Origin of the sequence: Cobetia sp. Dlab-2-AX (genome assembly GCF_024124625.1) — a bacterium.
GTDB lineage: Bacteria > Pseudomonadota > Gammaproteobacteria > Pseudomonadales > Halomonadaceae > Cobetia.
Map to the genome: position 1 here is coordinate 1 of NZ_JAMXRV010000007.1, position 25,491 is coordinate 25,491.

17 protein-coding genes are annotated in these 25,491 nt (G+C 62.6%); 6 read left to right on the forward strand and 11 right to left on the reverse strand.

The genetic code is table 11. From position 1 onward, the window contains the following. Positions 1-649: 649 nt before the first annotated feature. A complete protein-coding gene (cobA, locus tag NH396_RS12245; protein ID WP_253064052.1) occupies positions 650-1,651 on the reverse strand; it encodes a uroporphyrinogen-III C-methyltransferase in 1,002 nt (333 codons plus the stop codon). Next, positions 1,620-4,484, reverse strand: coding sequence for a nitrate reductase (locus NH396_RS12250; protein ID WP_253064054.1), 2,865 nt, complete (start codon positions 4,482-4,484; stop codon positions 1,620-1,622). Before NH396_RS12250 ends, cobA begins: the two co-directional genes overlap by 32 nt. Positions 4,485-5,340: 856 nt before the next feature. Between NH396_RS12250 and NH396_RS12255 the strand changes: the two genes are divergently transcribed. The 3 genes from NH396_RS12255 to nirD are packed head-to-tail and all read left to right on the forward strand — an operon-like array spanning position 5,341 to position 9,841. Then, positions 5,341-6,750, forward strand: a complete 1,410-nt coding sequence (locus NH396_RS12255; RefSeq protein WP_253064056.1) for an FAD-dependent oxidoreductase — start codon at positions 5,341-5,343, stop codon at positions 6,748-6,750. Continuing rightward, a complete protein-coding gene (gene nirB / locus NH396_RS12260; protein WP_290441770.1) occupies positions 6,747-9,404 on the forward strand; it encodes a nitrite reductase large subunit NirB in 2,658 nt (885 codons plus the stop codon). The genes NH396_RS12255 and nirB overlap by 4 nt, the downstream gene beginning before the upstream one ends. Beyond that, a complete protein-coding gene (gene nirD, locus NH396_RS12265; protein ID WP_253064057.1) occupies positions 9,401-9,841 on the forward strand; it encodes a nitrite reductase small subunit NirD in 441 nt (146 codons plus the stop codon). Before nirB ends, nirD begins: the two co-directional genes overlap by 4 nt. 503 nt (positions 9,842-10,344) lie before the next feature. On the opposite strand, the gene NH396_RS12270 is transcribed toward nirD, so the two are convergent. The 6 genes from NH396_RS12270 to NH396_RS12295 all read right to left on the reverse strand — a co-directional run bounded on the left by NH396_RS12270 (position 10,345) and on the right by NH396_RS12295 (position 17,471). Next, positions 10,345-11,346, reverse strand: coding sequence for a branched-chain amino acid ABC transporter permease (locus tag NH396_RS12270; RefSeq protein WP_253064058.1), 1,002 nt, complete (start codon positions 11,344-11,346; stop codon positions 10,345-10,347). Between the two features lies 1 nt (position 11,347). Then, positions 11,348-12,235, reverse strand: a complete 888-nt coding sequence (locus NH396_RS12275) for a branched-chain amino acid ABC transporter permease (RefSeq protein WP_215823483.1) — start codon at positions 12,233-12,235, stop codon at positions 11,348-11,350. 107 nt (positions 12,236-12,342) lie between these two features. Next, positions 12,343-13,524 (reverse strand): ABC transporter substrate-binding protein, encoded by a 1,182-nt coding sequence (locus tag NH396_RS12280; protein ID WP_253064236.1) that lies wholly within the window; start codon positions 13,522-13,524, stop codon positions 12,343-12,345. 317 nt (positions 13,525-13,841) lie between these two features. Then, positions 13,842-14,627 carry an ABC transporter ATP-binding protein gene (locus NH396_RS12285; RefSeq protein WP_253064243.1) on the reverse strand — a complete coding sequence of 262 codons (786 nt, stop codon included), beginning with the start codon at positions 14,625-14,627 and terminating at the stop codon, positions 13,842-13,844. An 8-nt stretch (positions 14,628-14,635) separates the two neighbouring features. Then, complete coding sequence (locus NH396_RS12290) at positions 14,636-15,469, reverse strand: ABC transporter ATP-binding protein (protein WP_253064059.1); 834 nt, start codon at positions 15,467-15,469, stop codon at positions 14,636-14,638. Positions 15,470-16,088: 619 nt separating this feature from the next. After that, entirely contained in the window at positions 16,089-17,471 is a 1,383-nt protein-coding gene (locus NH396_RS12295) for an L-serine ammonia-lyase (protein WP_253064060.1), read from the reverse strand. Between the two features lie 264 nt (positions 17,472-17,735). On the opposite strand from NH396_RS12295, the gene NH396_RS12300 reads away from it, so the two are divergent. The 3 genes from NH396_RS12300 to NH396_RS12310 all read left to right on the forward strand — a co-directional run bounded on the left by NH396_RS12300 (position 17,736) and on the right by NH396_RS12310 (position 20,379). Beyond that, positions 17,736-18,746 carry a LysR substrate-binding domain-containing protein gene (locus NH396_RS12300; RefSeq protein WP_253064061.1) on the forward strand — a complete coding sequence of 337 codons (1,011 nt, stop codon included), beginning with the start codon at positions 17,736-17,738 and terminating at the stop codon, positions 18,744-18,746. A gap of 153 nt (positions 18,747-18,899) precedes the next feature. Continuing rightward, on the forward strand, positions 18,900-19,634 hold the full coding sequence (locus tag NH396_RS12305) for a hypothetical protein (RefSeq protein WP_253064062.1): 735 nt from the start codon (positions 18,900-18,902) through the stop codon (positions 19,632-19,634). Positions 19,635-20,052: 418 nt separating this feature from the next. Then, a complete protein-coding gene (locus NH396_RS12310; RefSeq protein WP_176677969.1) occupies positions 20,053-20,379 on the forward strand; it encodes a hypothetical protein in 327 nt (108 codons plus the stop codon). Positions 20,380-20,593: 214 nt separating this feature from the next. Here NH396_RS12310 and rpoD read toward each other — a convergent pair whose 3' ends face one another. From rpoD to rpsU, 3 genes are all read right to left on the reverse strand, one after another. Then, entirely contained in the window at positions 20,594-22,435 is a 1,842-nt protein-coding gene (gene rpoD, locus NH396_RS12315; RefSeq protein ID WP_176677970.1) for an RNA polymerase sigma factor RpoD, read from the reverse strand. A gap of 326 nt (positions 22,436-22,761) precedes the next feature. Further along, positions 22,762-24,852 (reverse strand): DNA primase, encoded by a 2,091-nt coding sequence (gene dnaG, locus NH396_RS12320; protein ID WP_253064063.1) that lies wholly within the window; start codon positions 24,850-24,852, stop codon positions 22,762-22,764. Positions 24,853-25,079: 227 nt separating this feature from the next. After that, positions 25,080-25,295, reverse strand: coding sequence for a 30S ribosomal protein S21 (gene rpsU, locus NH396_RS12325; RefSeq protein ID WP_024951433.1), 216 nt, complete (start codon positions 25,293-25,295; stop codon positions 25,080-25,082). Positions 25,296-25,491: the final 196 nt, after the last annotated feature.

Here is a 25,491-nt window from a genome sequence, read left to right on the forward strand (position 1 = left end):
TAAGCCTGCCGCCAGCGTTCAATCTGAGCCATGATCAAACTCTTCAGTTGAAAGCTTGATAGTCTGTTAAGCAGACCAAACTTGGTTCAGAGTCAAACTTCTCGTGAGAGGCTTGCTCCGATATTTGATGACCTTGTCACCACTCATCGGCAAGCGCTCACACGAATTACCTGATCAAATTTTTAAAGAGCGTCGCTGTGAAGCGAGGAGGCATATTCTACTCGGAACGCTTGAGAAGTCAAGCACTTGATGATGAGTCAGTCGACTGCCTCTAAGCATCATCAAGCGGTGAGGAGCGTTGCTCGATCACCTGTTCCGTAAGGAGTGCGGCACATTCTAGCGAATCGCCCGGAATTGTCAATCGATGATCTCGAAGCGGACTTCAAAAACATCAAACAAAACAATCACCTGCAAACCTCTTTCGCCGCTGGTAACGCCATGCGTCCCCGGCAGCGGATGGGTACTTTACGCACGAACCGGCGTGATGGCAAGGGCTTTTTGGCAGTAATGCCCAAAAGAGTGCAAAGCGAGTCCATGCGTTTCTCTAGCACCAATCAGGATGACATCTCGAAAGACATCACACGAGAGCCCACTATATACCCACTTCCTCGACAAACGCTGTCAGCACTGCCCCATCAAACGCCCTCCACTATGCAACCCTCTCAACATGCTTCTCTTCTACAGGGCCCCTGCAAGACATGTGAGTCGTTGCATGTGCGACGGCATCGGCCAATGCACTCTCTCTCCCCGCCGCCATCTGGCAGACACTGCCCACGATGATCAGGCACGGTGTCGGCAATGGATGCTCGGCCAGACGACTCACCATATTGCCGAGCGAGCCATGCAGGGTCTGCTGCTCGGGAAGGCTGGCATTGGCGACCAGCATCATCGGCCAGTCCGCCGGCAGTCCATGACGCTGCAACTCATCGCAGATCACCTCGAGACGATTGAGCCCCATGTAGAAGAGAATCGTTTCATCACGACGCGCCAACTGCTGCCATTCAGGCTGCTCGCTCTTACTGCAGAGCTGAGCGGTCACGAAGCGCAGACGCTGCGCATGCGCCCTGTCCGTCAATGGCATTCCCAGGGCAGCGGCCGCACCGGAAGCCGCGGTGATGCCCGGCACGATATGCCGCGTGATGGCGGCATCATCGAGGGCCACGAGCTCTTCCCCCATGCGGCCGAAGACACCGGGGTCACCGCCCTTGAGGCGCACGACTCGCATGCCCTCCCCCGCCAGGCGCACCATCAGCGCGCCGATCTCATCCTGCGGCACACTATGATTGCCGCAGGCCTTGCCGACGTAATAGCGCTCACAGTGAACCGGCAGCTGAGCGAGAACCTCATCGCCGACCAGACGGTCATAGACCACCGCATCCGCAGCATTCAGCATTCGCCATGCCTTGAGCGTCATCAGGTCCGGGTCCCCCGGCCCCGCGCCCACCAGCGCGACCTGCCCCGGAAGAAACGCCTCCCAGGCGGGAGAAATCCCGTTGGCATCGCTGCGCGTCGGCGCATGCCGATTCTCGCCACGCCACTCGCGCCGCGACATCAGGCCGTCGGTCAGCCGTGCCATGAGAATCACGAGAGACTCTGCACTGCTGGATACCGACATCAGATCACGCCATTTCCAACGAATCAGTCCGCTCATCGGATCGCTCCTCTTCCACAAGACGCTTAAGTTCAGGCAGGCAGGAACCGCAGCGAGTGCCGCAGGCCAGTCGTGCGCCCAGGACTTCCACGGAACCGTCACCGGACTGGATGGCCTGACGGATGGTCAGCTCGCCGACCTGATGGCAGGCGCAGATCATCGCCCCGACGTCCGCCTGCCCGGAGAGACGGCCGGCCAGCAGGCTGCGCCGCTCATGCGCGGAGAGCTGCTCTGATGCGAAGCATTCGCCCAGCCAGGCAATATTGGGTTGGCGATCGAGGTGTGCGTCGCCCGGCATCACCTTCAGCCACCAGACAAGGCGCTCGTCACGAAAGCCCGCTGCACTGATGCCGCCCTGGGCGGCGTCCTGTGCCCAGAGCCCCGCCGGGACACCCAGATGGCTTTCGCACCAATGCTGCCAATCCGGCTGACCCTGACCTGCCAGCTGGTAGCGCACCAATGCCGATTGCGGAATACGTGCCCAGTAGCGCCCATCGAGCTGGGCCACGGCATCCGCCAGATCCTCACGCCCGGCCAGGATGGCGGGGGCGATCAACAAGGTGGCCTGCCACTCGCATGGCAATGGCGCGACTTCGACCGCGCCATGCTTGGATTCCGGCTGACCGGAGAAGGGATCAACGAGACCCGCCAGCAGCGCACCGGCCCGGGCATGACTCGCGAAGTGGTCACTCCAGTGCATCGGAATGAACACCTCTCCGCGACGCTGAGCACTGCTGATGCGCACGCGAGCCCGATAATCCCCACGTAGCCCGCCCTGCTCATCACGCCCCTTGAGTTGCGCGAGATCGCCATCCTGCAAATCACGAACCGCCGCATCCTGCGGATGAAGCTCCACGAAAGGCTCGGCCCGGTGATTCATCAGGCGAGCACTGCGCGCGGTACGCGTCATGGTGTGCCACTGATCACGGATACGTCCGGTATTGAGACGCAGAGGCGCCGCATCGCTCAGCGCCTGTTGCGGCAACTGCGGTACCACGGGCACCAGCCGTGCGCGCCCATTGGGGGTATTGAAGGTGGCATCCTCGAACAGGCGCGACGTGCCGATCAGCTCGCCCTTGTCCCCGCGGCGTACCGGCCACTGGATCGGCTTGAGCGCGTCGTACCCCGCGCGATCCAGCTCCGCCAGCGGCGCGATGTTGAACAGCCGCTTGACCGAGGAAGTCGCCGATGGCTTGCGACCGGCCTTGAGACGCGGCGCAGCATTGCGAAACCCCGAGAGGCGAGCGTGTTCACGGAAGATCGCATGGGGCCCCGAGTAGTCGAAAGCCTCCTGATAGCCCATGCGCTTGCCGACCTCCGCCAGCTGCCACCAGTCATGACGCGCCTCACCCGGCGGAGTCAGCAGGCCACGCTGACGCGAGATGCAGCGCTCGGAGTTGGTGACGGTGCCATCCTTCTCGCTCCAGCTGCTGGCCGGCAGCACCACGTCGGCGTAGGCCAGGGTGTCACTGTCGGCCATGCACTCGGAGACGATCACCAGCGGGCAGGCCGCCAACGCCGCACGCACTCGTGCACTATCCGGCAGGCTCACCGCCGGGTTGGTCGCCATGATCCATAGCGCCTTGATCTCGCCCCGCCCCAGCGCCGCGAACAGCTCGACCGCCTTGTGACCAGGCCCCTCGGGCAAGTTCGGCGCCTGCCAGAACTCGCTGACCAGCGCCCGTGCACCCGGCGTGTCGTAATCCATATGTGCCGCCAGCTGGTTCGCCAGGCCACCGACTTCGCGACCACCCATCGCATTGGGCTGCCCGGTGATGGAGAACGGCCCCGCCCCCGGCAGCCCGATCTTGCCACCCGCCAGATGGCAATTGATGATCGCATTGCCCTTGTCGGTGCCACTGGTCGATTGATTCACGCCCTGGGAGAACAGCGTGACCACGTGCAGCTGGGTGGCGAACCAGTAATAGAAGGTCTCGAGACGCTCCACATCGATATCGCAATCCCGCGCAATCGCGGAAAGCGAGCAGTCGTCACGCTTCGCCTGCTTGAGCGCCGCATCGAACCCCTGGGTGTGGGCCTTCAGATAGAGGCGGTCGGTGCGTCCGCGCTCGGCCATATAGGCCAGCAAGCCATTGAAGAGGCGCGCGTCGCTGCCGGGGCGAATACCCAGATACAGGTCCGCGATCTCGCAGCTGTCGGTCAGCCGCGGGTCGATCACCACGATACGCAGCAAGGGATTGTCGATACGTGCCTGCTTGAGACGCTGGAACAGCACCGGGTGGTTCCATGCCAGATTGCTGCCGACCAGCACCACCAGCTCGGCACGCTCGAGATCCTCATAGCTGCAAGGCACGGCGTCTGCCCCGAAGGCACGCTTGTGCGCCACGACCGCCGAGGCCATGCACAGCCGCGAATTGGTATCCAGGTGCGGCGTGCCGATGAAGCCCTTGAACAGCTTGTTGGCGAGGTAATAGTCCTCGGTCAACAGCTGCCCCGACAGATAGGCGGCGATGCTGTCCCCACCATGGGTGCTGCGCAGCTCACCGAAGCGAGCGGCGATCAGATCCAGCGCCGTATCCCAGCTCACCTCTCGCAGCACGCCTGCGGCGTCGCGTATCTGAGGCTGCGTCAGACGGCCGCTGGGTGACAGCGTCTCGGCAAGCGCAGACCCCTTGACGCACAGACGCCCGTAATTGGCCGGATGGTCGTTGTCGCCGCTGACGGCGGTGATCCGGCGCTTGAGCTCACCGCCCTCCTGCACCCGGGTTTCCAGCTCAAGTGACACGCCACACCCGACACCGCAATACGGGCAGGTCGTCGAGGCGCTGCAGGGGAAAGACTCACTTGTGCTCTGGGGCTTGCTGGCCTGCATCGACATCACTCCCTAGTGCAGTAAGCATGAAAAAAGCGCCTGATGACCCGCCACGTAATGTGCGGTCATCAGGCGCCTTTGCCTGTCGTGGTCAGTCCTGGTCTACCCTGCAGACTGACAATGGAAACTGACGGTGGATACGGTCTCGTCATGCCGATGGGTGCGCAATCTCGTCTTCGAGACGTCGACATGGCGTGCATGCATGATTGAAGAGCCGCCGTTGGCCGGTTCGCGAGTCTCGCAACAGTGAAGCTTGCGGAGTCACGAACCTTCAATCAGGTATCACACCAATGACCTGACAGACGCACTTAACAGACCAACCCTGACCAATCATCAGAAATAACAATCACTTGGCCGTCATAAGCTACCGAAGCAGGAGGCGAACAGCGCGAGACGGCCAGCGCCAGGCACCGCTGACGCACCAGCCATGTGCATCAGCGCATGCGACTGCACCAATCCCTGCCTTGATGCCTCCCACAACCGCGACCGACTCTGCCATGGCAGGACAGTGCCTCAAGCATCTGCAACTGCAAGTGAATGAAAAATAGCGACTTTCTCTGAAGCGGCACCGAATTCGCCTGAGTATCGGCAGGTTGGGTCAATGACGACCCCGAATCGCAGGTCTCGCAGCGCATCACTCCAATGAGTGACATACCGCAGCCAACGGTCCGCCAGACCTGCCGCAGTTGCGGGTGACAGCGACATCGTCACCTGACGCTGCAACTCGCTATCCAATGATTAGCCCTCATCTTCCAGGCAAAGGCGCCTGCTTGACGTCGTGAACATCACGGCGGCAAGCAGGCGCTTTTTTTATGCATCTTTTTCATGCGTCAGAACATCAGCGCAAGGAGGCAGCATGCACGCACCACCTCTCACCCGCGAGCCTACGCCAGCACTGGTCATCATCGGCCACGGCATGGCGGCGCAGAAGCTGCTGGAGCAGCTGGTCTCGCTGAGCCCTGATCAGCAGCTGCCCTGGCCGGTCACGGTGATCGGCGAGGAGCCCCACCTCCCCTACAACCGCATTCAGCTCTCGCCGCTATTGGCCGGCGAGACACGAACCGAAGGCCTGATCAGCCAGCAGGCCGACTGGTTCTCGCGGCACGGCATCACACGGATCAGCGGCGACCCCGTCAGCCAGATCGATCGCGCCGCCCGCTGTGTCGAGACCGCCAGCGGTGGCCGCATCCCCTATCAGCGGCTGGTGATCGCGACCGGTTCACGTCCGGCGCTGCCTCTGCCACTACCCGCTCACCTGCCAGAGTCGTCGTCCGCCAATGACTGGCCGCCGGGGCTGATGGGCTTTCGCGATCTGAAGGATGTCGAGCAGATGCAGGCCGCCTGCCTTGCCGGACGGCGGGAGGGCGCCGGCGCACTGGTCATCGGTGGCGGGCTGCTCGGGCTCGAGGCCGCCGAGGGCCTGCGCAAGGGGGGTCTTGAGGTGACGCTGCTGCAGCGCAGCGAGCGCCTGATGAACCGTCAGCTGGATGAGGTCGCGGCCGGACTTCTGGAGCAGGAACTTCGCGAGCGTGGCCTCGACATCATCACTGGCGCGCATCTCGAAGAGTGGCTCGAGACCCCGGCGGGCCGCATCACCGGCGTGCGCCTCAAGGATGGCCGCGAACTTCACGCCGGATTGACCATCGCCGCCACCGGCATTCGTCCCGAAATCGAGCTTGCGCATGCTGCGGGGCTGGCCTGTCAGCGCGCCATCCAGGTCGATGGCCACCTGCTCACGAGTGATCCGCACATTCATGCGCTGGGCGAATGCTGTGAGGTGGATGGCGAGACCTTCGGCCTGATTGAGCCCATCTGGGCACAGATCGAAGTGCTCGCCCGCCAGCTTCTCGCGCAACCGACTCCTCCCTATCGCAATGCGCCACTGGCGACGCGACTCAAGGTCAGCGGCATCGACCTCTATAGCTGCGGCGAGCTTGCCCCCCGGCCGAATGACGAGGTGCTGGTCTATCAGGACCACGCCCTGGGCGACTACCGCCGACTGCTGCTGCGCGAGGAGCGCCTGGTCGGCGTGGTGCTCTACGGCGACGTCAGTGCCGGCAATGCCCTGTTCGAAGCGCTCAAGGCCGGCATACCACTGACCAGAATTCGCGAAGACCTCCTGCTGATGCCGGCAGAAGCCCTCGCACGTCTGACTCAGGACGGCCCACCGACGGCGCCCGATGACCCCAGCGGCAAGCCGGGCACTCAAGACACTTATTCTGACAAGACCGACAACACCCCTGACACCTTCGAGGAGGCCGCATGAAACACCTGATCATCATCGGCAATGGCATGGTTGGCCATCACTGCGTCGAACAGCTGATCGCACTGGGTGCCACCGCGCACTACCAGATTCATGTCTTCGGCGAAGAACGCCATATCGCCTACGACCGCGTGCACCTCTCGGAATATTTCACCGGGCGTGATGCCGAATCTCTCGCGCTCGGTAGCGTCGAGGATTACGCCAGCGCCGGTATCACGCTTCATCTGGACGAATGCGTGACGGCGATCGATCGCGATGGTGGCCATGTCATCACTCCGCGCGGGCGCTATCCCTACGACAGCCTGGTGCTGGCGACCGGCTCGACCCCCTTCGTGCCGCCCATCCAGGGCCTCGGTGAGCCGGGAAGCGAGGCCGCTGCCAGCAATCGTTTGGTCTACCGCACCCTGGAGGATCTTGATCAGATTCGCGCTGCCGCCGATGGCAAGACACACGGTGTGGTGGTCGGCGGTGGCCTGCTGGGGCTGGAAGCCGCCAATGCCCTCAAGTCACTCGGCCTGGAAGCGCATGTCGTCGAATTCGCGCCACGCCTGATGCCGGTCCAGCTGGATGAGGATGGCGGCCTTGCGCTCAAGCAACACATCACCGCGCTGGGCGTGGGGGTGCATCTCAATCGCGCCACCACCGACATCGTGCCCGGCGAGCACCATCAGTGGCGGATGAACTTCTCCGATGGCGAATATCTGGAGACCGACCTGATCGTGTTCTCCGCCGGCATCCGTCCTCAGGATGCGCTGGCACGCAGCGCCAGCCTCGAGATCGGCGAGCGCGGCGGCATCATCATCGATGACGAATGCCGCACCTCGGACCCGGAAATCTTCGCCATCGGCGAGTGCGCCCTGTGGCAATCGCGCATCTTCGGGCTGGTCGCGCCGGGCTATCAGATGGCCCGCGGCGTGGCGTCCCTGCTGGCCGCCAGCGCTGGCGATGCGGCAAGCGCCTCTCAGGAGAGCTTCCGCTTCCAGGGCGCCGACATGTCCACCAAGCTCAAGCTGCTGGGCGTGGATGTCGGCTCCATCGGTGACGCCCACGGCAAGACCGAGGGCGCGATCAGCTATCGCTACTGTGACGAGGCCGATGGCGTCTATCGCCGCCTGATCGTCTCGCAGGACCGCAAGCAGGTGCTGGGCGCGGTGCTGATCGGCGACAACTCGCGCTACGACACCCTGCTGCAGTACGTCACCAATGGCATCGCGGCGCCCAAGGACCCGGCGGCACTCATCCTGCCGGATGCCAGTGGCGAGGCCATCACGCTGGGCGCGGATGCCCTGCCCGACAGCGCCACTCTGTGCTCCTGCCACAACGTCTCCAAGGGCGATGTCTGCAGCGCCATCGATGCTGGCAACAGTGATCTGGGCGCCATCAAGGCCTGCACCAAGGCCAGCACCGGCTGCGGGGGCTGTGCGGCGCTGCTCAAGAAGGTGGTGGACGCCGAGCTGGAAAGTCGTGGCGTCGAGGTCGACCGCTCACTGTGCGAGCACTTCGCCCACACGCGTCAGGAGCTCTACTCGCTGGTGCGCGTCGAAGGCATCGAGACCTTCGCCGAGCTGATGGCCAACCACGGCCGCCATCCCGATGCTCTGGGCTGCGAGGTCTGCAAGCCGGCGGTGGGCTCGATTCTGGCCTCGTGCTGGAGCGCGCCGATCACCGAGTCCTCGCACATCCCGCTGCAGGACACCAATGACACCTTCATGGCCAACATGCAGAAGAACGGCACCTATTCCGTGGTGCCGCGCATCCCCGGCGGCGAGATCACGCCGGACAAGCTGATCGCCATCGGCGAGATCGGCAAGCGCTACAACCTCTATACCAAGATCACTGGCGGTCAGCGCATCGACCTCTTCGGTGCCCAGCTGCATGAATTGCCGGACATCTGGAGCGAGCTGATCACCGCCGGCTTCGAGACCGGCCACGCCTACGGCAAGTCCACCCGGACGGTGAAATCCTGTATCGGCAGCACCTGGTGTCGCTATGGCGTGCAGGACAGCATGGCGATGGCGCTGACGCTGGAAGACCGCTACAAGGGCCTGCGTTCACCGCACAAGCTCAAGTTCGCCGTCTCCGGCTGTACCCGTGAGTGCGCCGAGGCCCAGAGCAAGGATGTCGGTGTGATCGCCACCGAGAACGGCTGGAACCTCTACGTGTGCGGCAACGGCGGCATGCGCCCGCGTCATGCCGAGCTGTTCGCGACCGACCTAGACGAAGAGAGCCTGGTCCGCACCATCGACCGCTTCCTGATGTTCTACATCCGCACCGCCGACCGCCTGCAGCGCACCTCCGTCTGGCGCGAGGGCCTCGAAGGCGGCCTCGACTATCTGAAAGAGGTGATTCTCGAGGACAGCCTGGGGCTCGGCGAGACCCTGGAAGAGCAGATGCAGCAGGTGGTGGACCGCTACGAGTGCGAATGGGCCAATGCCCTCAAGAGTCCCGAGAAACTCAAGCGCTTCCGCAATTACGTGAATGACCAGCGCCCCGACCCGGCCGTGGTCAACATCGTCGAGCGCGACCAGATCCGCCCCGCCAGCCGCGATGAACTGGCCAGTGGCAATCTGATCATCAGCGACGGTGGCGCACGCGAAGCAGTGGCAGAACATCAGCCTCAGTCAACGACCCACCTGGCCACGGAGGTACGCTCATGACATCGCCTGCACTTGCCACGACACGGAACACTGCATCGCCCCACTCCGCCACGGCGACATCATCCCATCGCTGGGTGACACTCTGTCAGCGCGAGGACCTGGTACCGGGCTCCGGCGTCGCCGCCTGGCTTGAGGCGGACGGCCAGGCCTGCCAGATCGCCCTGTTCACGCTGCCGGCCACCGCCGACAGCGATGACCTCACGCTGTTCGCCATCGACCATCATGACCCGGTGTCAGGCGCCAACGTGATTGCCCGCGGCCTGCTGGGCGATCACGCCGGAGAGCCACTGGTGATCTCGCCACTCTACAAGCAGCGCTATCGACTCAGTGATGGCCAATGCCTGGACGACGACACTCTTGCCTTGACGGTGTGGCCTGTGTGTCTGGCAGGCGGCGAGGTACAGATACAGTGCCAGCGGGCAGACGATGCCTGCTAGCCACACGCGCTATCCACACCCGCAAACCACATCTGCAAGCCACATAAGTGATTGATGACGTACGCATATGCTCGAAAAACGGCACATATTTGGTGCACAACCATGCTGCAACGCACCATGAATCGTCCAGCAGCGCGCACGCCTCGAGTCATCTGACCGCCAGCTGGCAGCCCAAAAACAGGTATCAATATCTCAAGCCACTGTTTTTATTGAGGATACTGAAAAACTGGCATCGGGCATGCAATCTATACAGCGAGATGGCAAATGGCGGCTATCTCGCATGGCGTGCTCATTGCTGAGTCGAGGATCCGGGACCGGCGTATCCCCCTCGATATACAATGGCATTTAAGTCCACCCTATCTGGGGTGGACTTTTTTTATGCCTGTAGACAGCGACAAGCCATTGATTTCTTTGATTTAGAACAGGATGGGCCGCTCACTTCTTCTTGCTGACCTCCCATCTTGCTTCTCGCTTTTCCTTCTTGCCCCTCGCCCCCTCGCCGCTCATTTTTCTTCCCGCTGCTGACGACGCGCGATCCAGCGCTGACATTCCCCGATGATGCCGCTGCGGAAGCTGAGCACGCAGACCACGAAGATGGCGCCCAGAATCACGCTGACCCAATCGCCCAGCGCGGATTGCGCCAACTGATGTTGCAGCCCGATGACCAGCCCGGAGCCTACCAGTGGCCCGAGCAGCGTGCCGACGCCGCCCAGCAACGTCATCAGGATCACCTCTCCCGACATGTGCCAGCTGGCATCGCCCAGCGAGGCGAGCTGGAATACCAGCGTCTTGGTCGCCCCCGCCAGGCCTGCCAGCCCCGCCGACAGCACGAAGGCCACCAGCTTGTAGGCATCGGTGTGATAGCCCAGCGAGATGGCTCGCGGCTCGTTCTCGCGGATGGCTTTCAGCACCTGACCGAAGGGGGAATGCACCACGCGCCGGATCAGGGCAAAGGCCGCCACGAAGATCGCGAACACGAAGTAATAGAGGGTGTGGTTGTTCGCCAGATCGAACATGCCGAACAGCTCACCGCGCGGCACGCCATGCAGGCCATCCTCGCCGTGGGTGAACGGCGCCTGGATGAAGAAGAAGAACATCATCTGGGCCAGGGCCAGCGTGATCATCGCGAAGTAGATGCCCTGCCGCCGGATGGCCAGCGCCCCGAACAGCGTCCCCAGCACTACCGCGCCGAGCGTACCGGCCACGATGCCCAGCGTCGGACTCAGGCCCGGGTATTCCGCGAGCAGGAAGCCGGTGATATAGGCGCCCGTGGCCAGGAAGGCGGCATGCCCGAAGGACAGCAGCCCCACGAAGCCGAGCAGCAGATTGAAGGCGCTGGCGAACAGCGCAAAGCACAGAATCTTCATCAGAAAGACGGGATAGGCGACCCAGGGTGCCAGCAACCCGAGCAGGAACAGCACGAGATACAGCGTGCCCAGCGGGGTGATTCTGCGCGGCGCGCTGCCTGCACGCGCGGCCTGGTGATCCTGTTGCAGTACGGCCATGTCAGGCCTCCTTTCCGAACAGCCCGGCAGGGCGAAGCATCAACACCATCACCATCACCACGAAGATCACGGTATTGGCAGCTTCGGGATAGAACACCTTGGTCAGCCCCTCGATCAGCCCCATCGCGAGTCCGGTGAGAATGGCGCCGAGAATCGAGCCCATCCCGCCGATGACCACCACCGCGAACACCACGATCAGCAGGCTCGAGCCCATGGTCGGCGAGACGGGATACAAGGGCGCGGCCAGCACGCCGGCGAAGGCGGCAAGCGCCACGCCGAGCCCGTAGATCAGCGACACCATCAAGGGCACATTGATGCCGAAGGCCTGCACCAGCTCGGGATTCTCGGTTCCCGCGCGCAGATAGGCACCGAGACGCGTGCGCTCGATCAGGAACCAGACTCCGAAGCAGACCACCAACGCCGCCACCAGCACCCAGGCGCGGTAGGTGGGCAGGAACATGAAGCTCAGCTTGAAGCCGCCACTCAGCGCCTCGGGGATCGGATAGCTCGACCCCGAGACGCCGAACAGATTCACCAGCGTGCCCTCGAAGATCAGCGCCAGCCCGAAGGTCAGCAACAGGCCATAGAGGTGATCAAGATGCTGGATGCGCCGCAGCAGCAGACGCTCGACCACGATGCCCAGGGCGCCCACCACCAGCGGCACCACGATCAGCGCCGTCCAGTAGTTGAGCCCCAGATATTGCGCTCCCAGCAGCGCCGCGAAGGCGCCCAGCATGTACTGGGCACCATGCGCGAAGTTGATGATGCGCAACAGACCGAAGATCACCGCCAGCCCAAGGCTCAGCAATGCATAGAAGGCACCGTTGATCAGCCCCAGCATCAACTGGCCGAACAGCACCATCAGGGGTATTCCAAAAATCATGGTCATCCGCCCATTCCTTTTCAGCGCCCATTCGCGTCAGCTGCTCGGCGCTGCCGATCATCCGGCCGGCAGCGCCATGTCATACGCCTCAGCGACTCGACTGATGTTCGGCTTCAGCCCTTGACCAGCTCGCACTGGCTGTCCGCCAGCGGTCGGTAGGCCTCAGCGCCGGGGATGGTGCGGATCACGTCATAGACATCCCACTCGCCTTGAGACTCGGAGGGCGCCTTGACCTTGACCAGATACATGTCGTGCACCATGCGCCCATCGGCACGGATGGTGCCGTTGCTGGCGAACATGTCGTTGACCGGCGTCTCGCCCATTCTGGCGCGCACGGTGGCGGTGTCATCGCTACCTGCGGCCGCGACCGCATTCAGGTAATGCAGGGTGCTGGAGTAGATACCGGCCTGCACCATGGTCGGCATGCGCTCATTGCGCTCGTGATAGCGCTGGGACCAGGCACGTGTCTCGTCATTGAGGTCCCAGTACCAGCCGGTGGTGAGCTGCAGCCCCTGCGCCACCTCAAGCCCCAGGGCATGCACGTCGTTGAGGAAGATCAGCAGCCCCGCCAGCGACTGCCCGGCCTGCACCACGCCGAACTGACTCGCCGTGGTCAACGCATTGACGGTGTCCGACCCGGCATTGGCCAGCCCGACGATCTTGGCCCCGGAGCCCTGCGCCTGCAGGATGTAGGAGGAGAAATCACTGGTCGGGAATGGATGACGTACCTTGCCGACGATGGTGCCGCCGTTCTCGTTCACCACCTTTTCCACATCGCCTTCCAGGGCATGACCGAAGGCGTAGTCCGCGGTCAGCAGGAACCAGCTGTCGCCGCCTTCATCGACGATCGCCTTGGCCGTGCCATGCGCCAGCGGATAGGTGTCGTACACCCAGTGGACATGATTGGGCGTGCAATGCTCATTGGTGATGCTGGAAGCCGCCGAGCCGGAAACGATTCCCAGCGTGTCCTGTTCGGCGAGAATCCGCGTCACCGCGATGCTCACCGATGAGGCCACCAGCCCGGCGACCATGTCGACATTCTGCTGATCGATCCAGCCGCGCACCGTATTGGCACCGACATCGGCGCTGTTGCGGTCATCGGCACTCAATACCTCGATCGGCATGCCGTTGACGCTGCCGCCGAAGTCCTCGACCGCCATCTTGAGTGCATCGAGGCCGCCCGGGCCTGCCAGGTCACGATAGGTGCCTGACATGTCGGCCAGGTAACCGATCTTGATCACGCCGTCGCTGATATCGGCCTGCGCGATTCCCGCCGACAGCAGTGATCCCACCATGAGCGCGGACAGCGGCAACAGGCGCCGGCGTGTTGCCGCCGTGATGCGGCGTGACAACGGTAACGCGACGGGGATGGCACTGGATGAAACGGTGGCACTGGATGAAACGGTGGCGCTGGATGTAGCAGTGGCGTTGGATGAAGCGGTGGCGCTGGATGTAGCAGTGGCGTTGGATGAAGCGGTGGCGTGCATGACATCTCCAAGCCGGATTACCCGGCAATATTGTGATTGTTGTGGCGAGACGTGCGGACTTCAGATTGGCGAGTGCAAAGGCCGTGCATGGCGGCCAGCCTGTGCAGCTCATCCCGAGCGGGAGCTCAGACCCCCAGTACCTTGTGCAGATATTCGTGGCGGGCCGGCAATTCAGCCGCGCTGATCTCTTCCAGAATGGTGCCGTGCTCCATCAGGTAATGACGGTCGGCCAGCGGGGCGGCAAAGCGGAAATTCTGCTCCACCAGCACGATGGTCATGCCGCGCGCCTTCAGCATCATCAGCACTTCGGCCAGCTTCTGGTTGATGACCGGCGCCAGCCCCTCGGTGATCTCATCCAGCAGCAGCAGGTCCGCCCCGGTGCGCAGGATGCGCGCCAACGCCAGCATCTGCTGCTCGCCACCGGAAAGGCGCGTGCCCTGACTGGTGCGCCGCTCATGCAGATTGGGGAACAGGGCATAGAGCTCATCCAGCGACATGCCCCGGCTCTGATCCTGGCTCCGGCCCTGGTCATGTCCTGTGCTCTTGACCAGCGGTGGCAGCAGCAGATTCTCCTCGACGCTCAGACTGGCGAAGATGCCGCGCTCCTCTGGGCAGAAACCGACACCGAGATGAGCGATGCGATGCGGTGCCAGCCCCATGCTGTCCTGCCCCTTGATGAGGATCTCGCCGCTGCGCCGGCCGACCATGTTCATGATCGCGCGCAGCGTGCTGCTGCGTCCGGCCCCGTTGCGCCCCAGCAAGGTCACCAGTTCACCGCGCCGCACCATCATGTTGACGCCATGCAGCACATGGGACTCGCCGTACCAGGCGTTCAGCTCGCGCAGGCAGAGCTGCTCTTCCCCCAGCGGCGAGTCGGCCGCCGAGGCTTGCCTGTCCGTCGCCTGCTCCATAACCCCCGTCATGAAACCTCCTTGTGCGCATCCGCCGTGGACTCGGGCGCTTCACTGCCCAGATACGCCTCGCGCACCTCGGGGTTGGCCGACACGCTGGCGTAATCGCCTTCCGCCAGCACCCGCCCGCGCGCCAGCACGCTGATGCGATCGCACAGACGGCTGACCACGCTCAGATTGTGCTCGACCATCAGCACCGTACGGCCCCGCGCCGCGACACGAATCAGCTCGACCACACGGTCCACATCCTCGGCGCCCATGCCTTGGGTCGGCTCGTCCAGCAGCATCAGCGTGGGCTCAAGCGCCAGCGTGGTCGCCAGCTCCAGCGCCCGCTTGCGGCCATAGGGCAGACTGGCGGTCACACGGTGGGCGTCATCGCGTAGCCCTACCTGCTCCAGCAGATGCAATGCCTGCTCGTTCAAGCTGTCGAGGCTGCGTTCCGGCTTCCAGAAATGAAACGAGGTGCCTTGGGGGCGTTGCAGGGCGACCCGCACGTTCTCGAGCACCGTCATCTGGGAAAACACCGCCGATATCTGGAAGGAGCGCACCAAGCCCAGGCGCGCGATCTCATGCGACTTCATGCGGGTGATGGATTTGCCGCGGTAGAGAATCTCGCCGCGAGTGGCCGGCAGAAAACGTGTCAGTAGATTGAAGACTGTCGTCTTGCCGGCGCCATTGGGGCCGATCAGGGCGTGGATATGCCCTTCCTGCACCTGGAGATTGACGTCATCGACGGCCGTGAAACCTCGAAAGTCCTTGCTCAAGCCACGCGTCTCGAGAATCGGGGCTGTCGCGGATGCGCCCCCGCTGGCACGCGGCCCCTGAATGGGCGGTGATGGCATGTCAGTACTCCGTCCTGACCGGCAAGCCGGTGGTCTGTGTCTTCCAAGAGACATGGGGGCTGTTCGTCAGCGCTGATGCCCGCAACGTCCGCCCGCAATGTCTGCCCGCAACATCACGGCTCGTCGTCGACACGCAGTATCAACAGGAGGCGCTATCCACAGGCCTTGGTCACAGACCCTGTTCACTGGCCCTGGTCAAGGCGCAATCTACAGACAGCTCTGCCAGGCCTTCGATACGATCCATCGTTACGATCAGCGCAACTGACGTTAACGTAAACTAGAATAGCAAGAGGCGCGCTGCCAGCGGCAAGCGCGCTCACTCGACCAATAGCCGATATATCAGCGACTTCTTCACAAGGCAGCCATCCCGAGACATCTCAAGGCCGGCAGATACCCCACCAGCCCGAGCCGAACAGTCGAGATGAGCGCAATTCCCGCCATAAAAAAGACGCCTGTCCGTCGCGGAATACCGCGCCGAAGAGGCGTCAACGAGGGTTGCCGAGATCATGACCTCTGGCCGGAGATCACGTACCTGACAAGAGACAACGGGTTTGGCCGGAGGCGGCAGGCCTCCGGCGGAAAGTCATATCAGCTCATATTGGAGTGGCGACCGGTCGAATCAGCATTCGATGGCATTGACCGCGAGACCGCCCTTGGAGGTCTCCTTGTATTTTTCCTGCATGTCACGGCCGGTGTCGCGCATGGTGCGGATCGCCTTGTCCAGCGAGACGAAGTGATCGCCATCGCCACACATCGCCATCTGGGCGGCATTGATCGCCTTGACCGAGGCAATCGCATTGCGCTCGATGCAGGGAATCTGCACCAGGCCGCCAATCGGGTCACAGGTCAGCCCCAGATTGTGCTCGAGACCGATTTCCGCCGCGTTCTCGACCTGCTCCGGCGTCGCGCCCATCAGCTCGGCAAGCCCGGCGGCCGCCATGGCACAGGCGGATCCCACCTCGCCCTGACAGCCGACTTCCGCGCCGGAGATGGAGGCGTTCTTCTTGCACAGGATGCCCACCGAGGCTGCCGTGAGCAGGAAGTCGACCACGTCCTCCTCGCGAGCATCCTCCTGGAATTTCATGTAATAGCTGAGCACCGCCGGAATGATGCCGGCCGCGCCATTGGTCGGCGCCGTCACCATGCGACCACCGGCCGCGTTCTCCTCATTGACCGCCAGCGCAAACAGGTTGACCCAGTCCATCGCCGAGAAGGTCGAGGTGATGATCGACTTGCTGGATTCCACATCCAGCAGACGCGCATGCAGACGCTTGGCACGGCGCTTGACGTTGAGACCGCCGGGCAGCACGCCTTCGTGCGTCAGGCCGTTGTCGATGCACTCGTTCATCACTTCCCAGATGCGCCAGAGCCCACGCCGCACCTGAGTCTCACTGCGCAGCGCACATTCGTTGGCCATCATCAGCTCGCTGATGCGCATCTTGTGCATGCGACACAGCGCCAGCAGTTCATTGGCGGTGTTGAATTCATACGGCAGACGCAGGCTTTCGTCTTCCAGCAGCGGGTCACGCGCGGCCTCGACTTCGTCGACCACGAAACCGCCACCCACCGAGTAATAGACATTGCGATACAGCTCATCGCAGTGGCCGTAGGCGATCAGACGCATGGCATTGGGGTGATACGGCAGCGGCGCATCGTGCCACTGCATATCACGCACCCATACGAAGGGCACCGCGATGCGGTTGTCGAGCAGCAGTGTCTGGGACTCCAGCAGCTCTTCGATGCAGGGGTCGATGATCGCAGGGTCGATCGTTTCCGGCAGCTCGCCCATCAGGCCGAGGATGGTCGCCTTGTCGGTACCGTGGCCTACGCCGGTGGCAGACAGCGAACCATGCAATTGCACCTCGATGCGCGCCACGCGCTCCAGCTGGTCGCGCGAGCGCAGGGTCTCGACGAACTGCGCGGCAGCACGCATCGGGCCGACGGTGTGCGAGCTGGAGGGGCCGACACCGACCTTGAAGAGATCAAATACACTGATGGACATGACAACACCTCATCTCGGAAACTCGCCGCGCCTGAGCGCCTGCCAGTGGATGAGGCAATGATGATGGATGGGGGCGGGACGCGACAAACCATAAAAATTGGTCGTGGGTTTAGCCTGACTAAACCCTATGCATCAAAAACGGCGTAAACTATGCGCTTCGCGCCACCTTGTGCCGTGATGCCTTTAGCTACCACCGCCATCTGCGTCTGGCCATCGCGGCTTTTCCCTTACTATCTGCCTCCAGCGCTTGCATGAGACCCGCCCATGACGTCTTCCCTCGACAACACGCCTGGTACTGGCCCCGTCGTGCCGCCGACGGCGATCGGCACGCCCGCAACCACACCGAGCCTGCGCCACCTGAATGGTCAGACCCATGCCTGGCTGCAGGTATTCGCCTGCGCCGCACGTCATGGCTCCTTCACGCGTGCGGCAGAAGAACTGCACGTCACCACCGGCGCGGTGAGTCAGCAGATCAAGCAGCTGGAGGAGCGGCTGGGCTTCAAGCTGTTTCTGCGTCGTTCACGCGGACTCGAGTTGACAGGGGAAGGTGCGCGACTGGCGCGCGTGGTGGAGCAGTCCTATAGCGCGGTGGGACTGGAGGTCAAACGGCTGCGCAGCGGCTTGATGAGCGGTGTGCTCAGGTTGCGTTCGGTGCCGTCATTTCTCTCCAAATGGCTGGCGCCCCGACTGCCACGCCTGCAGGCACGCTTTCCGGATATCGAGCTGCACGTGCGCGCCGAGGACAGTGACTCGCCGCTGCGCGAGGGCGATTTCGAGCTGGCAGTCGACCTCAACGACGGCCACTACCCGGGGATGCAGGTCACCGACCTGATGGAAGAGGAGATCTTCCCCGTCTGCCATCCCGGCCTGATGCGCGGCCGCCCGCCACTGCGCAGCGCAGAGGATCTCGCCTGGTATCCGCTGCTGCATGACATCACCGCCTGGCGCGGCAGTCACGATCACGCCGAGTGGGAATTCTATCTGGCCAGTATCGGCGCCCCCGAGATCAACGTTCAGCGTGGCTATACCTTCAACCGCAACCATCTGTCGATGGAAGCTGCCATCGCCGGCATGGGAGTCGCGATGGCAAGGCGCACGCTGATCACCGACGAGCTGTCCCGCGGCACACTGATCGCGCCCTTCACGCAGCGGGTACTGACCGGCAAGCGCTACGTCATCGTCCACCCCCACGGCACCCTGGATGATGGCCGTATCCAGGCCGTGCATGACTGGATCGTCGAGGAGGCCGAGCGTGATCGGTTACGTAAGGGCTGACGTAGATTTGCGCTTTACGCAACATCGATGCTGAATTGGAATCTCACAGTTTTCTTACCAGAATATTAACTGGCCACCTTTGCACCGTTATAATGAGCAGGCAAACAAGATTTCCATCCTGACAGGCAGTCCATGGACTGTCCGGAGAGCCCCATGTCCCGCCTGACTTCGCATACCCGACATCACCAGACTGTCCCACTCCCCATCAGCGCCGAACAACCGCTGTATGGTGGCAAGCCCACCTCGCTCTTCATGCAGGCCTGCCTGCGCCTGGCCATCTATGCGCCGCTGGTGGCTGCGATGATGTCGCTGGTCATGCATGATGCCTACCACTTCGGTGATGTCGGCTTCAGCGAAGCCAGCTGGACAGAACACATGCAGAGCACTCTGCTGGCGTTGAGCGCAGCCACCATGTGGTTGGTGCATTCACGCCTGCCGGACCTGCGCACCATCAGCCTGCTGCTGTTCGGCCTGTTCGCGGCGTCCCTGATCCGTGAACAGGATGCCCTGCTCGACGACATGATCGGCGATGGCAGTTGGCAGTTCCTGGTCAGCGTGGTCGCGATCCCGGTCATCATCGGCGTATGGCGCAACCGCAGCCGCTTCATCGCCGAGTTCGAGCACTTCGGACGCAGCTTCGCGTTCGGCCTGTTCGGCGCCGGCTTCCTGGCGACCTACGTCTTCTCACGCCTCTACGGTCGCTCGGAATTCTGGGAAACCCTGATGGGGGACTCCTACCTGCGTTCGGTCAAGAATGCCGCCGAGGAAGTCACCGAACTGTTCGGCTACACCCTGATGGCCATCGCCGTAATCGAGATCGTGCTGCTGGCGATCCGCATGGGCCGCCAGCGCCGCGCCCTGCTGCGTGAGCTCAAGGCCAACGACTGAGCCCGGCAACAAAACCTTCTTGCCGAGCTGCACGCAAGACCTGTCGCACGACCGTCACTTCGCCCTGCCCCATGAAACAACGCGAAGTGACGTGACATGAAGCACAGCGTGAAGCACAGGAGACAGACCCGTGACTCTCCCAAAAGCCGCTGCTCACCTGAGCCGCGGCTTTTTTCGTTTCTACTCTCAACAGGCTTCGCGAGACAGTCTCTGCTCGACAGCCTTCTCTCGACAGGCTGCGCTAGACAGCCGTCTCTCGATAGCCATTGCGCGAGGCAGTGACCGGAAACGGCTGGACACCAAATGAGAATGATTATATTTTACTAAGCAGTGGATACAATTCAACTATCGCCACTGCCACAGGAAAGCACCGACAGGATCTTGACCGTGTCATGCCCTCATTCTCAAGGAGCCTCACATGCGCTGGTTCAGTAGCTACCGCTTGCACGGTCATAGTCTTGCCCCCAGTCTCCCGCAGCACAGCCTCATCATCAGCATGCGCTGGCCCAGCCGCTGGCGATTGACGCCCGGCGCCACCGTCGTGGTGGAACATCCCAGGCTCGGCCAGCTGGTCAAGCGCCTGCATCGCATCGATGACAATGGTCGCCTGTGGCTACGTGGCGAGCACCCCGACGGCTTGAGCAGCGAGCAGATGGGGCCAGTCTCCCGTCAGTGCATCAAGGGCCGTGTCATCTTCAGCGTGGCGGCAACGCCTTCGTCTCACCAGTTGCGCCACGGCGCCTGATAGCCCCCCCCCAGGGCACATCACGCAGCTCTGGAACGACACAGTTCGAAGGTGGCAAGATCCATAAAGACAAGCCTGAAGGCGGCACAGCCCACATAGAAAGACCCGTAACGTAAAGCCCGCAAACGACAACGCCCGCCTCCCATTCACATGGGGGCGGGCGTTGTCTTGTCAGCGGAGCCAGCAGTCGAGGCGTGGCCCCGAGCGCTTCAGATCACTCTTCCATGAAGGAACGCAGTGACTCGGAGCGTGACGGGTGACGCAGCTTGCGCAGCGCCTTCGCTTCGATCTGACGGATACGCTCACGGGTGACATCGAACTGCTTGCCGACTTCCTCGAGGGTATGGTCGGTGTTCATGTCGATACCGAAGCGCATGCGCAGCACCTTGGCTTCACGTGCGGTCAGGCCAGACAGGATACCGCGGGTCGCTTCGATCAGACCTTCGCCTGTGGCGGAGTCGATAGGCGAGACCATGGTGCCGTCCTCGATGAAGTCACCCAGGTGCGAATCATCATCGTCACCGATCGGCGTCTCCATGGAGATGGGCTCCTTGGCGATCTTGAGTACGCGACGCACCTTGTCTTCCGGCATTTCGAGACGCTCGCCCAGCTCTTCCGGCGTCGGCTCGCGCCCCATTTCCTGCAGCATCTGACGCGAGACACGGTTCAGCTTGTTGATGGTCTCGATCATGTGCACCGGAATACGGATGGTGCGTGCCTGGTCCGCGATGGAGCGAGTGATCGCCTGACGGATCCACCAGGTGGCGTAGGTCGAGAACTTGTAACCACGACGGTACTCGAACTTGTCCACGGCCTTCATCAGACCGATGTTGCCTTCCTGGATGAGATCCAGGAACTGCAGACCACGGTTGGTGTACTTCTTGGCGATGGAGATGACCAGACGCAGGTTGGCCTCGACCATTTCCTTCTTGGCACGACGCGCCTTGGCTTCACCGATCGAAAGGCGACGGTTCACTTCCTTCAGCTCGCTGACCGGCAGCTGGACCATGTCCTGCTCGAAGGCGATCTTGCGCTGGGCACGCAGCACGTCGGCACGGAACGGCTCGAGCTTGTCGGCGTACTTCTTGCTGCCACCGATGAAGCTGTCGAACCAGTCCATGTCGGACTCATGCCCCGGGAAGGCCTTGATGAAGCTCTTGCGAGGCACCTTGCCGCGCTTGACGAAGATCTGCAGGATGACCTTTTCCTGCTCGCGCACCTGTTCGACAGACACGCGAACCTGACCGACCAGACGCTCGAAGTGCTTGGGCACCAGCTTGATCGGCGAGAACAGCTCGGCAAGACGCTCCTGCTCGGCCTTCGCCTCGGCAGAGCCGGAGCCGTACTTCTCGATGGCGGCCTTGGTCGCATCGTTCTGCTCTCGGATCTGCTCAAAACGGACACGAGCCAGCTCGGGGTCCGGACCGCCTTCGGAAGCGGTGTCGTCATCTTCGTCTTCGTCGTCGCCCTCGGACTCTTCGCCCTCGGGAATCTCCTCGACTTCCTCGACTTCGACTTCCGCGACACCCGGAACGCCTTCGTCAGGGTCGATGAAACCGGAGAAGAGATCGGACAGACGTCCACCGTCTTCGCCCAGAGTGCCGTCGTAAGCTTCCAGAATGGAGTCGACTGCCCCCGGCAAGAATGCCAGCGACGACATCACCTCACGCGTGCCCTCCTCGATCCGCTTGGCGATCTTGATTTCGCCTTCGCGGGTCAGGAGTTCCACGGTGCCCATCTCACGCATGTACATGCGCACGGGGTCGGTGGTGCGTCCCACATCGCTTTCCACCGCGGCGAGGGCGGCAACGGCCTCTTCGGCGGCAGACTCGTCAGTGGAGGAATCAGACATCATCAAGGTATCGGCATCGGGCGCTTCTTCCGCGACCTTGATGCCCATATCGTTGATCATGCTGATGATGTCTTCCACCTGTTCGGGATCAGCGATATCCTCGGGCAGGTGATCGTTGACCTCGGCATAGGTCAGGTACCCCTGTTCCTTGCCGCGCGCGATCAACTCCTTGAGACGCGACTGCTGCTGCGCATTACCAGCCATAGAACCCCTATCTCGACGAAGAAGAATGAAACACCTGGACGCGACGCGGCTCAGCGAGTGAGCATGGCGCCGGTATAGGGACGAAGAGAGCATCAAGCGCACCAGTATAGCGTGCCATCAGGAGATGCTGCCAGCGGCGTATTTGCCGGACCATCCAGGTGTGTTAGCGTTATCGGTTACGTTGCGGCAGTCCGCATCGGGAGCTACCTCATTAAATAGTGGGCATGAGTGCGTCTTTCAAGGCCATGGGGCGTATTTTCCTGCGCCATCGCTTCAGCTCTCACGGCATTTCCACCATTGTCGGCCTTCCTGGCACCGAGACTGCGTCAGCGCCGTGTTGCCAGCTCCATCAGCAGGGCCATCAGCCGCTGCTTCTCTTCTGCTGACAACTTCTCGCCACGCTTTTCCTTGGCCAGCAAGGCCTGATATTCCGCTTCCGGCGTGGTGCGCGCCTGCTGATGCTGGCAATGCTCCACCAGCCCCTTCAGTTCTTCGCTGCGCACGTCACGCGGAATCAGCAATTCACGGGCTGCCAGCTGCTCAAGTCTCGGACCCTGTGCGGTACCGAGGAAGTGCGCCAACAGCACCTGAGGCGAACGATACTGCCCCGCCTTCAGGAGACGCACCACATCCTTCAACAGTTGCGCATCCTCGCTGTCGGCCGGCTCACCCGCCCCCTCTATCCACTCATTGGAGTCAGGCAGCTCAGCGACCAGCTGAGGCTCGTGCACCAGAAGATGCAACAGGCGCGTCAGCATGCTGACCGAGGTGCGCTTCTGAGGCCTGGCCGGCGTCGCACGCGCGGCTTGAGCGCCCTGGCCCACAGGCATCTCGCCATGCGACTGCCAGTCATCCGGCTGCCAGCCATCGGGCTCGCCATCGCCGAAGCCGGCATCTGCCATCGCCTCCAGCGACGACCACTCGTCCTGGGCGTCACTCAGCGTCGCACCGTCCTGAGGACTGGCAGCGGGCGTTGAGCGCGGTGCCGAGTGTGGCGCGCCGGGCTGACGTTGTTGCTGTTGCGAACGCTGCTGCGGTTGCTGACGTAGTTGCTGGTGCTGACGCAGCCGTGCCTGCTGGGCTTCACGCGCCGCGGCGCGCTCCACCAGCATGGCATCCAGCCGCTCACGCTCAAGACCACTGCGCCGCTCCAGCTCCTTGAGCAGCAGCGAGCGCAGCACCCCTTCGGGCACGCGCGAGATCCACTCCAGCGCTTGGGTCACGAACCGCTCGAGCTGCTCCATGCGCTTGAGGTCGCGTCCTTCCGCGGCCTGCTCGAACAGGAACTCGGAGAGCCCGGAGGCGCAGGTGACACGCTTCTCGAACGCCTCCTGACCCTCGCTGCGCACCAGGGAGTCCGGGTCCTCACCTTCCGGCAGGAACAGGAAGCGCGCCTGACGGCCATCGATCATGACCTCGAGCACGGTTTCCAGTGCGCGGCGCGCCGCCTGCCGACCTGCCTTGTCGCCGTCGAAGCAGAACACCACCTCATCGACCAGGCGATAGAGGCGCTTGAGGTGATCCTCACTGGTCGCGGTGCCCAGGGTCGCGCAGGCATTGCGAATGCCGTACTGCGCCAGCGCCACCACATCCATGTAGCCTTCGACGATCAGCATGCGTTCCAGCTTGCGATTCGCCTCACGGGCTTCAAACAGCCCGTAGAGCTCGCGCCCCTTGTGGAAGACGGGAGTCTCGGGAGAATTCAGGTATTTGGGCTTGGCGTCGCCCATCACGCGACCGCCGAAGGCGATGGTGCGGCCTTTCCAGTCACGGATCGGGAACATCACGCGATCACGGAAGCGGTCATAGCGGCGGCCGCTTTCCTCGTGGTGGATCAGCAGACCGTATTCAATCTGCACATCCTCGCTGACACCCAGCTTGCTCAGGTGATGCTTGAGGTGCTCCCAGCCTTCCGGCGCGAAGCCGATGCCGAAATCACGCATGATCTCGCGCGACAGACCCCGCCCTTCCAGGTATTCACGCGCCGGCTGCGCGGCCGGTTCCGTCAGGCGCTGACGATAGAAGTCCGCGGCCGCCTCGAGCAGATTGACGCCCTCTTCGCGGGCCTGCTCGCGACGCTGGCGCTCACGGCGCTCGTGCGGACTCTGGTTGCCGCCTTCGCGCGGCACTTCAAGCGCCAACCGCGAGGCCAGCTGCTCCACGGCCTCGGGGAACGGCAGGCGATCGAACTCCATCAGGAACTTGAGGGCACTGCCGCTCGCCCCGCACCCGAAGCAGTGATAGAACTGCTTGTCCGGGATGACGTTGAACGAGGGAGAGTTTTCCTGATGGAACGGGCAGAGGCCGACATAGCTCTTGCCGGCCTTCTTCAGCTGGACGCGCTCACCCACTACCTCGACCACGTCGGTGCGGGCCAGCAGATCGTCAATGAAGCCTTGGGGGATGAGACCAGCCATGATTCGCCAGAAGTCGTGGAAAAACGGACTGACCGCAAGATAGTGCCGGCTCAGCAAAGTGAGCGGCTACCTTCGGGTCAGGCCATTCCTCGAGTTAGCGACATGTGCCAGTGGCGGCACATGGCTCGAGAACGAACGGACCACTAGAGACAAAAACAAGCGGCCACCGTGAGGCAGCCGCTTGGTGTCCTTCCAGAGAGCAGAATATCACTCCCCAAAAGTACGGATCAGTAGAGACGCTCGAAACGCTTGCGCTCACGCTGAACCTTCTTGGCGTGGCGCTTTACAGCGGCCGCCTGCTGACGCTTGCGAACAGCTGTCGGCTTCTCGTAGTGCTCACGACGACGCACTTCGGAAAGAACACCGGCTTTTTCGCAGGAGCGCTTGAAACGGCGCAGGGCGACGTCGAACGGCTCGTTGTCACGTACTTTAACTGAAGGCATTAAACACTCACCTACCTTGAGATCATGAGTTCGGTTTGAACGCACATCCGGTGCAGCCACTCCTCAGGAGCCACCAGCCAGCGACGGTAAACCGCCACCTGCAGGTCGATCCAGCATCAATCAGTCGCCTGCGACACCACCGGTGAGGGTAGCCGTCGCTGGCTGGAATCATGATTCGGGGAGCTTTTGCGGGGTG

What these genes read in the sequence shown, in the direction of transcription:
- cobA (WP_253064052.1), bottom strand. Translation starts at nt 1,651, where the DNA reads ATGAGCGGACTGATTCGTTGGAAATGGCGTGATCTGATGTCGGTATCC.
- NH396_RS12250 (WP_253064054.1), bottom strand. Translation starts at nt 4,484, where the DNA reads ATGCAGGCCAGCAAGCCCCAGAGCACAAGTGAGTCTTTCCCCTGCAGC.
- NH396_RS12255 (WP_253064056.1), top strand. Translation starts at nt 5,341, where the DNA reads ATGCACGCACCACCTCTCACCCGCGAGCCTACGCCAGCACTGGTCATC.
- nirB (WP_290441770.1), top strand. Translation starts at nt 6,747, where the DNA reads ATGAAACACCTGATCATCATCGGCAATGGCATGGTTGGCCATCACTGC.
- nirD (WP_253064057.1), top strand. Translation starts at nt 9,401, where the DNA reads ATGACATCGCCTGCACTTGCCACGACACGGAACACTGCATCGCCCCAC.
- NH396_RS12270 (WP_253064058.1), bottom strand. Translation starts at nt 11,346, where the DNA reads ATGGCCGTACTGCAACAGGATCACCAGGCCGCGCGTGCAGGCAGCGCG.
- NH396_RS12275 (WP_215823483.1), bottom strand. Translation starts at nt 12,235, where the DNA reads ATGACCATGATTTTTGGAATACCCCTGATGGTGCTGTTCGGCCAGTTG.
- NH396_RS12280 (WP_253064236.1), bottom strand. Translation starts at nt 13,524, where the DNA reads ATGGTGGGATCACTGCTGTCGGCGGGAATCGCGCAGGCCGATATCAGC.
- NH396_RS12285 (WP_253064243.1), bottom strand. Translation starts at nt 14,627, where the DNA reads ATGGAGCAGGCGACGGACAGGCAAGCCTCGGCGGCCGACTCGCCGCTG.
- NH396_RS12290 (WP_253064059.1), bottom strand. Translation starts at nt 15,469, where the DNA reads ATGCCATCACCGCCCATTCAGGGGCCGCGTGCCAGCGGGGGCGCATCC.
- NH396_RS12295 (WP_253064060.1), bottom strand. Translation starts at nt 17,471, where the DNA reads ATGTCCATCAGTGTATTTGATCTCTTCAAGGTCGGTGTCGGCCCCTCC.
- NH396_RS12300 (WP_253064061.1), top strand. Translation starts at nt 17,736, where the DNA reads ATGACGTCTTCCCTCGACAACACGCCTGGTACTGGCCCCGTCGTGCCG.
- NH396_RS12305 (WP_253064062.1), top strand. Translation starts at nt 18,900, where the DNA reads ATGTCCCGCCTGACTTCGCATACCCGACATCACCAGACTGTCCCACTC.
- NH396_RS12310 (WP_176677969.1), top strand. Translation starts at nt 20,053, where the DNA reads ATGCGCTGGTTCAGTAGCTACCGCTTGCACGGTCATAGTCTTGCCCCC.
- rpoD (WP_176677970.1), bottom strand. Translation starts at nt 22,435, where the DNA reads ATGGCTGGTAATGCGCAGCAGCAGTCGCGTCTCAAGGAGTTGATCGCG.
- dnaG (WP_253064063.1), bottom strand. Translation starts at nt 24,852, where the DNA reads ATGGCTGGTCTCATCCCCCAAGGCTTCATTGACGATCTGCTGGCCCGC.
- rpsU (WP_024951433.1), bottom strand. Translation starts at nt 25,295, where the DNA reads ATGCCTTCAGTTAAAGTACGTGACAACGAGCCGTTCGACGTCGCCCTG.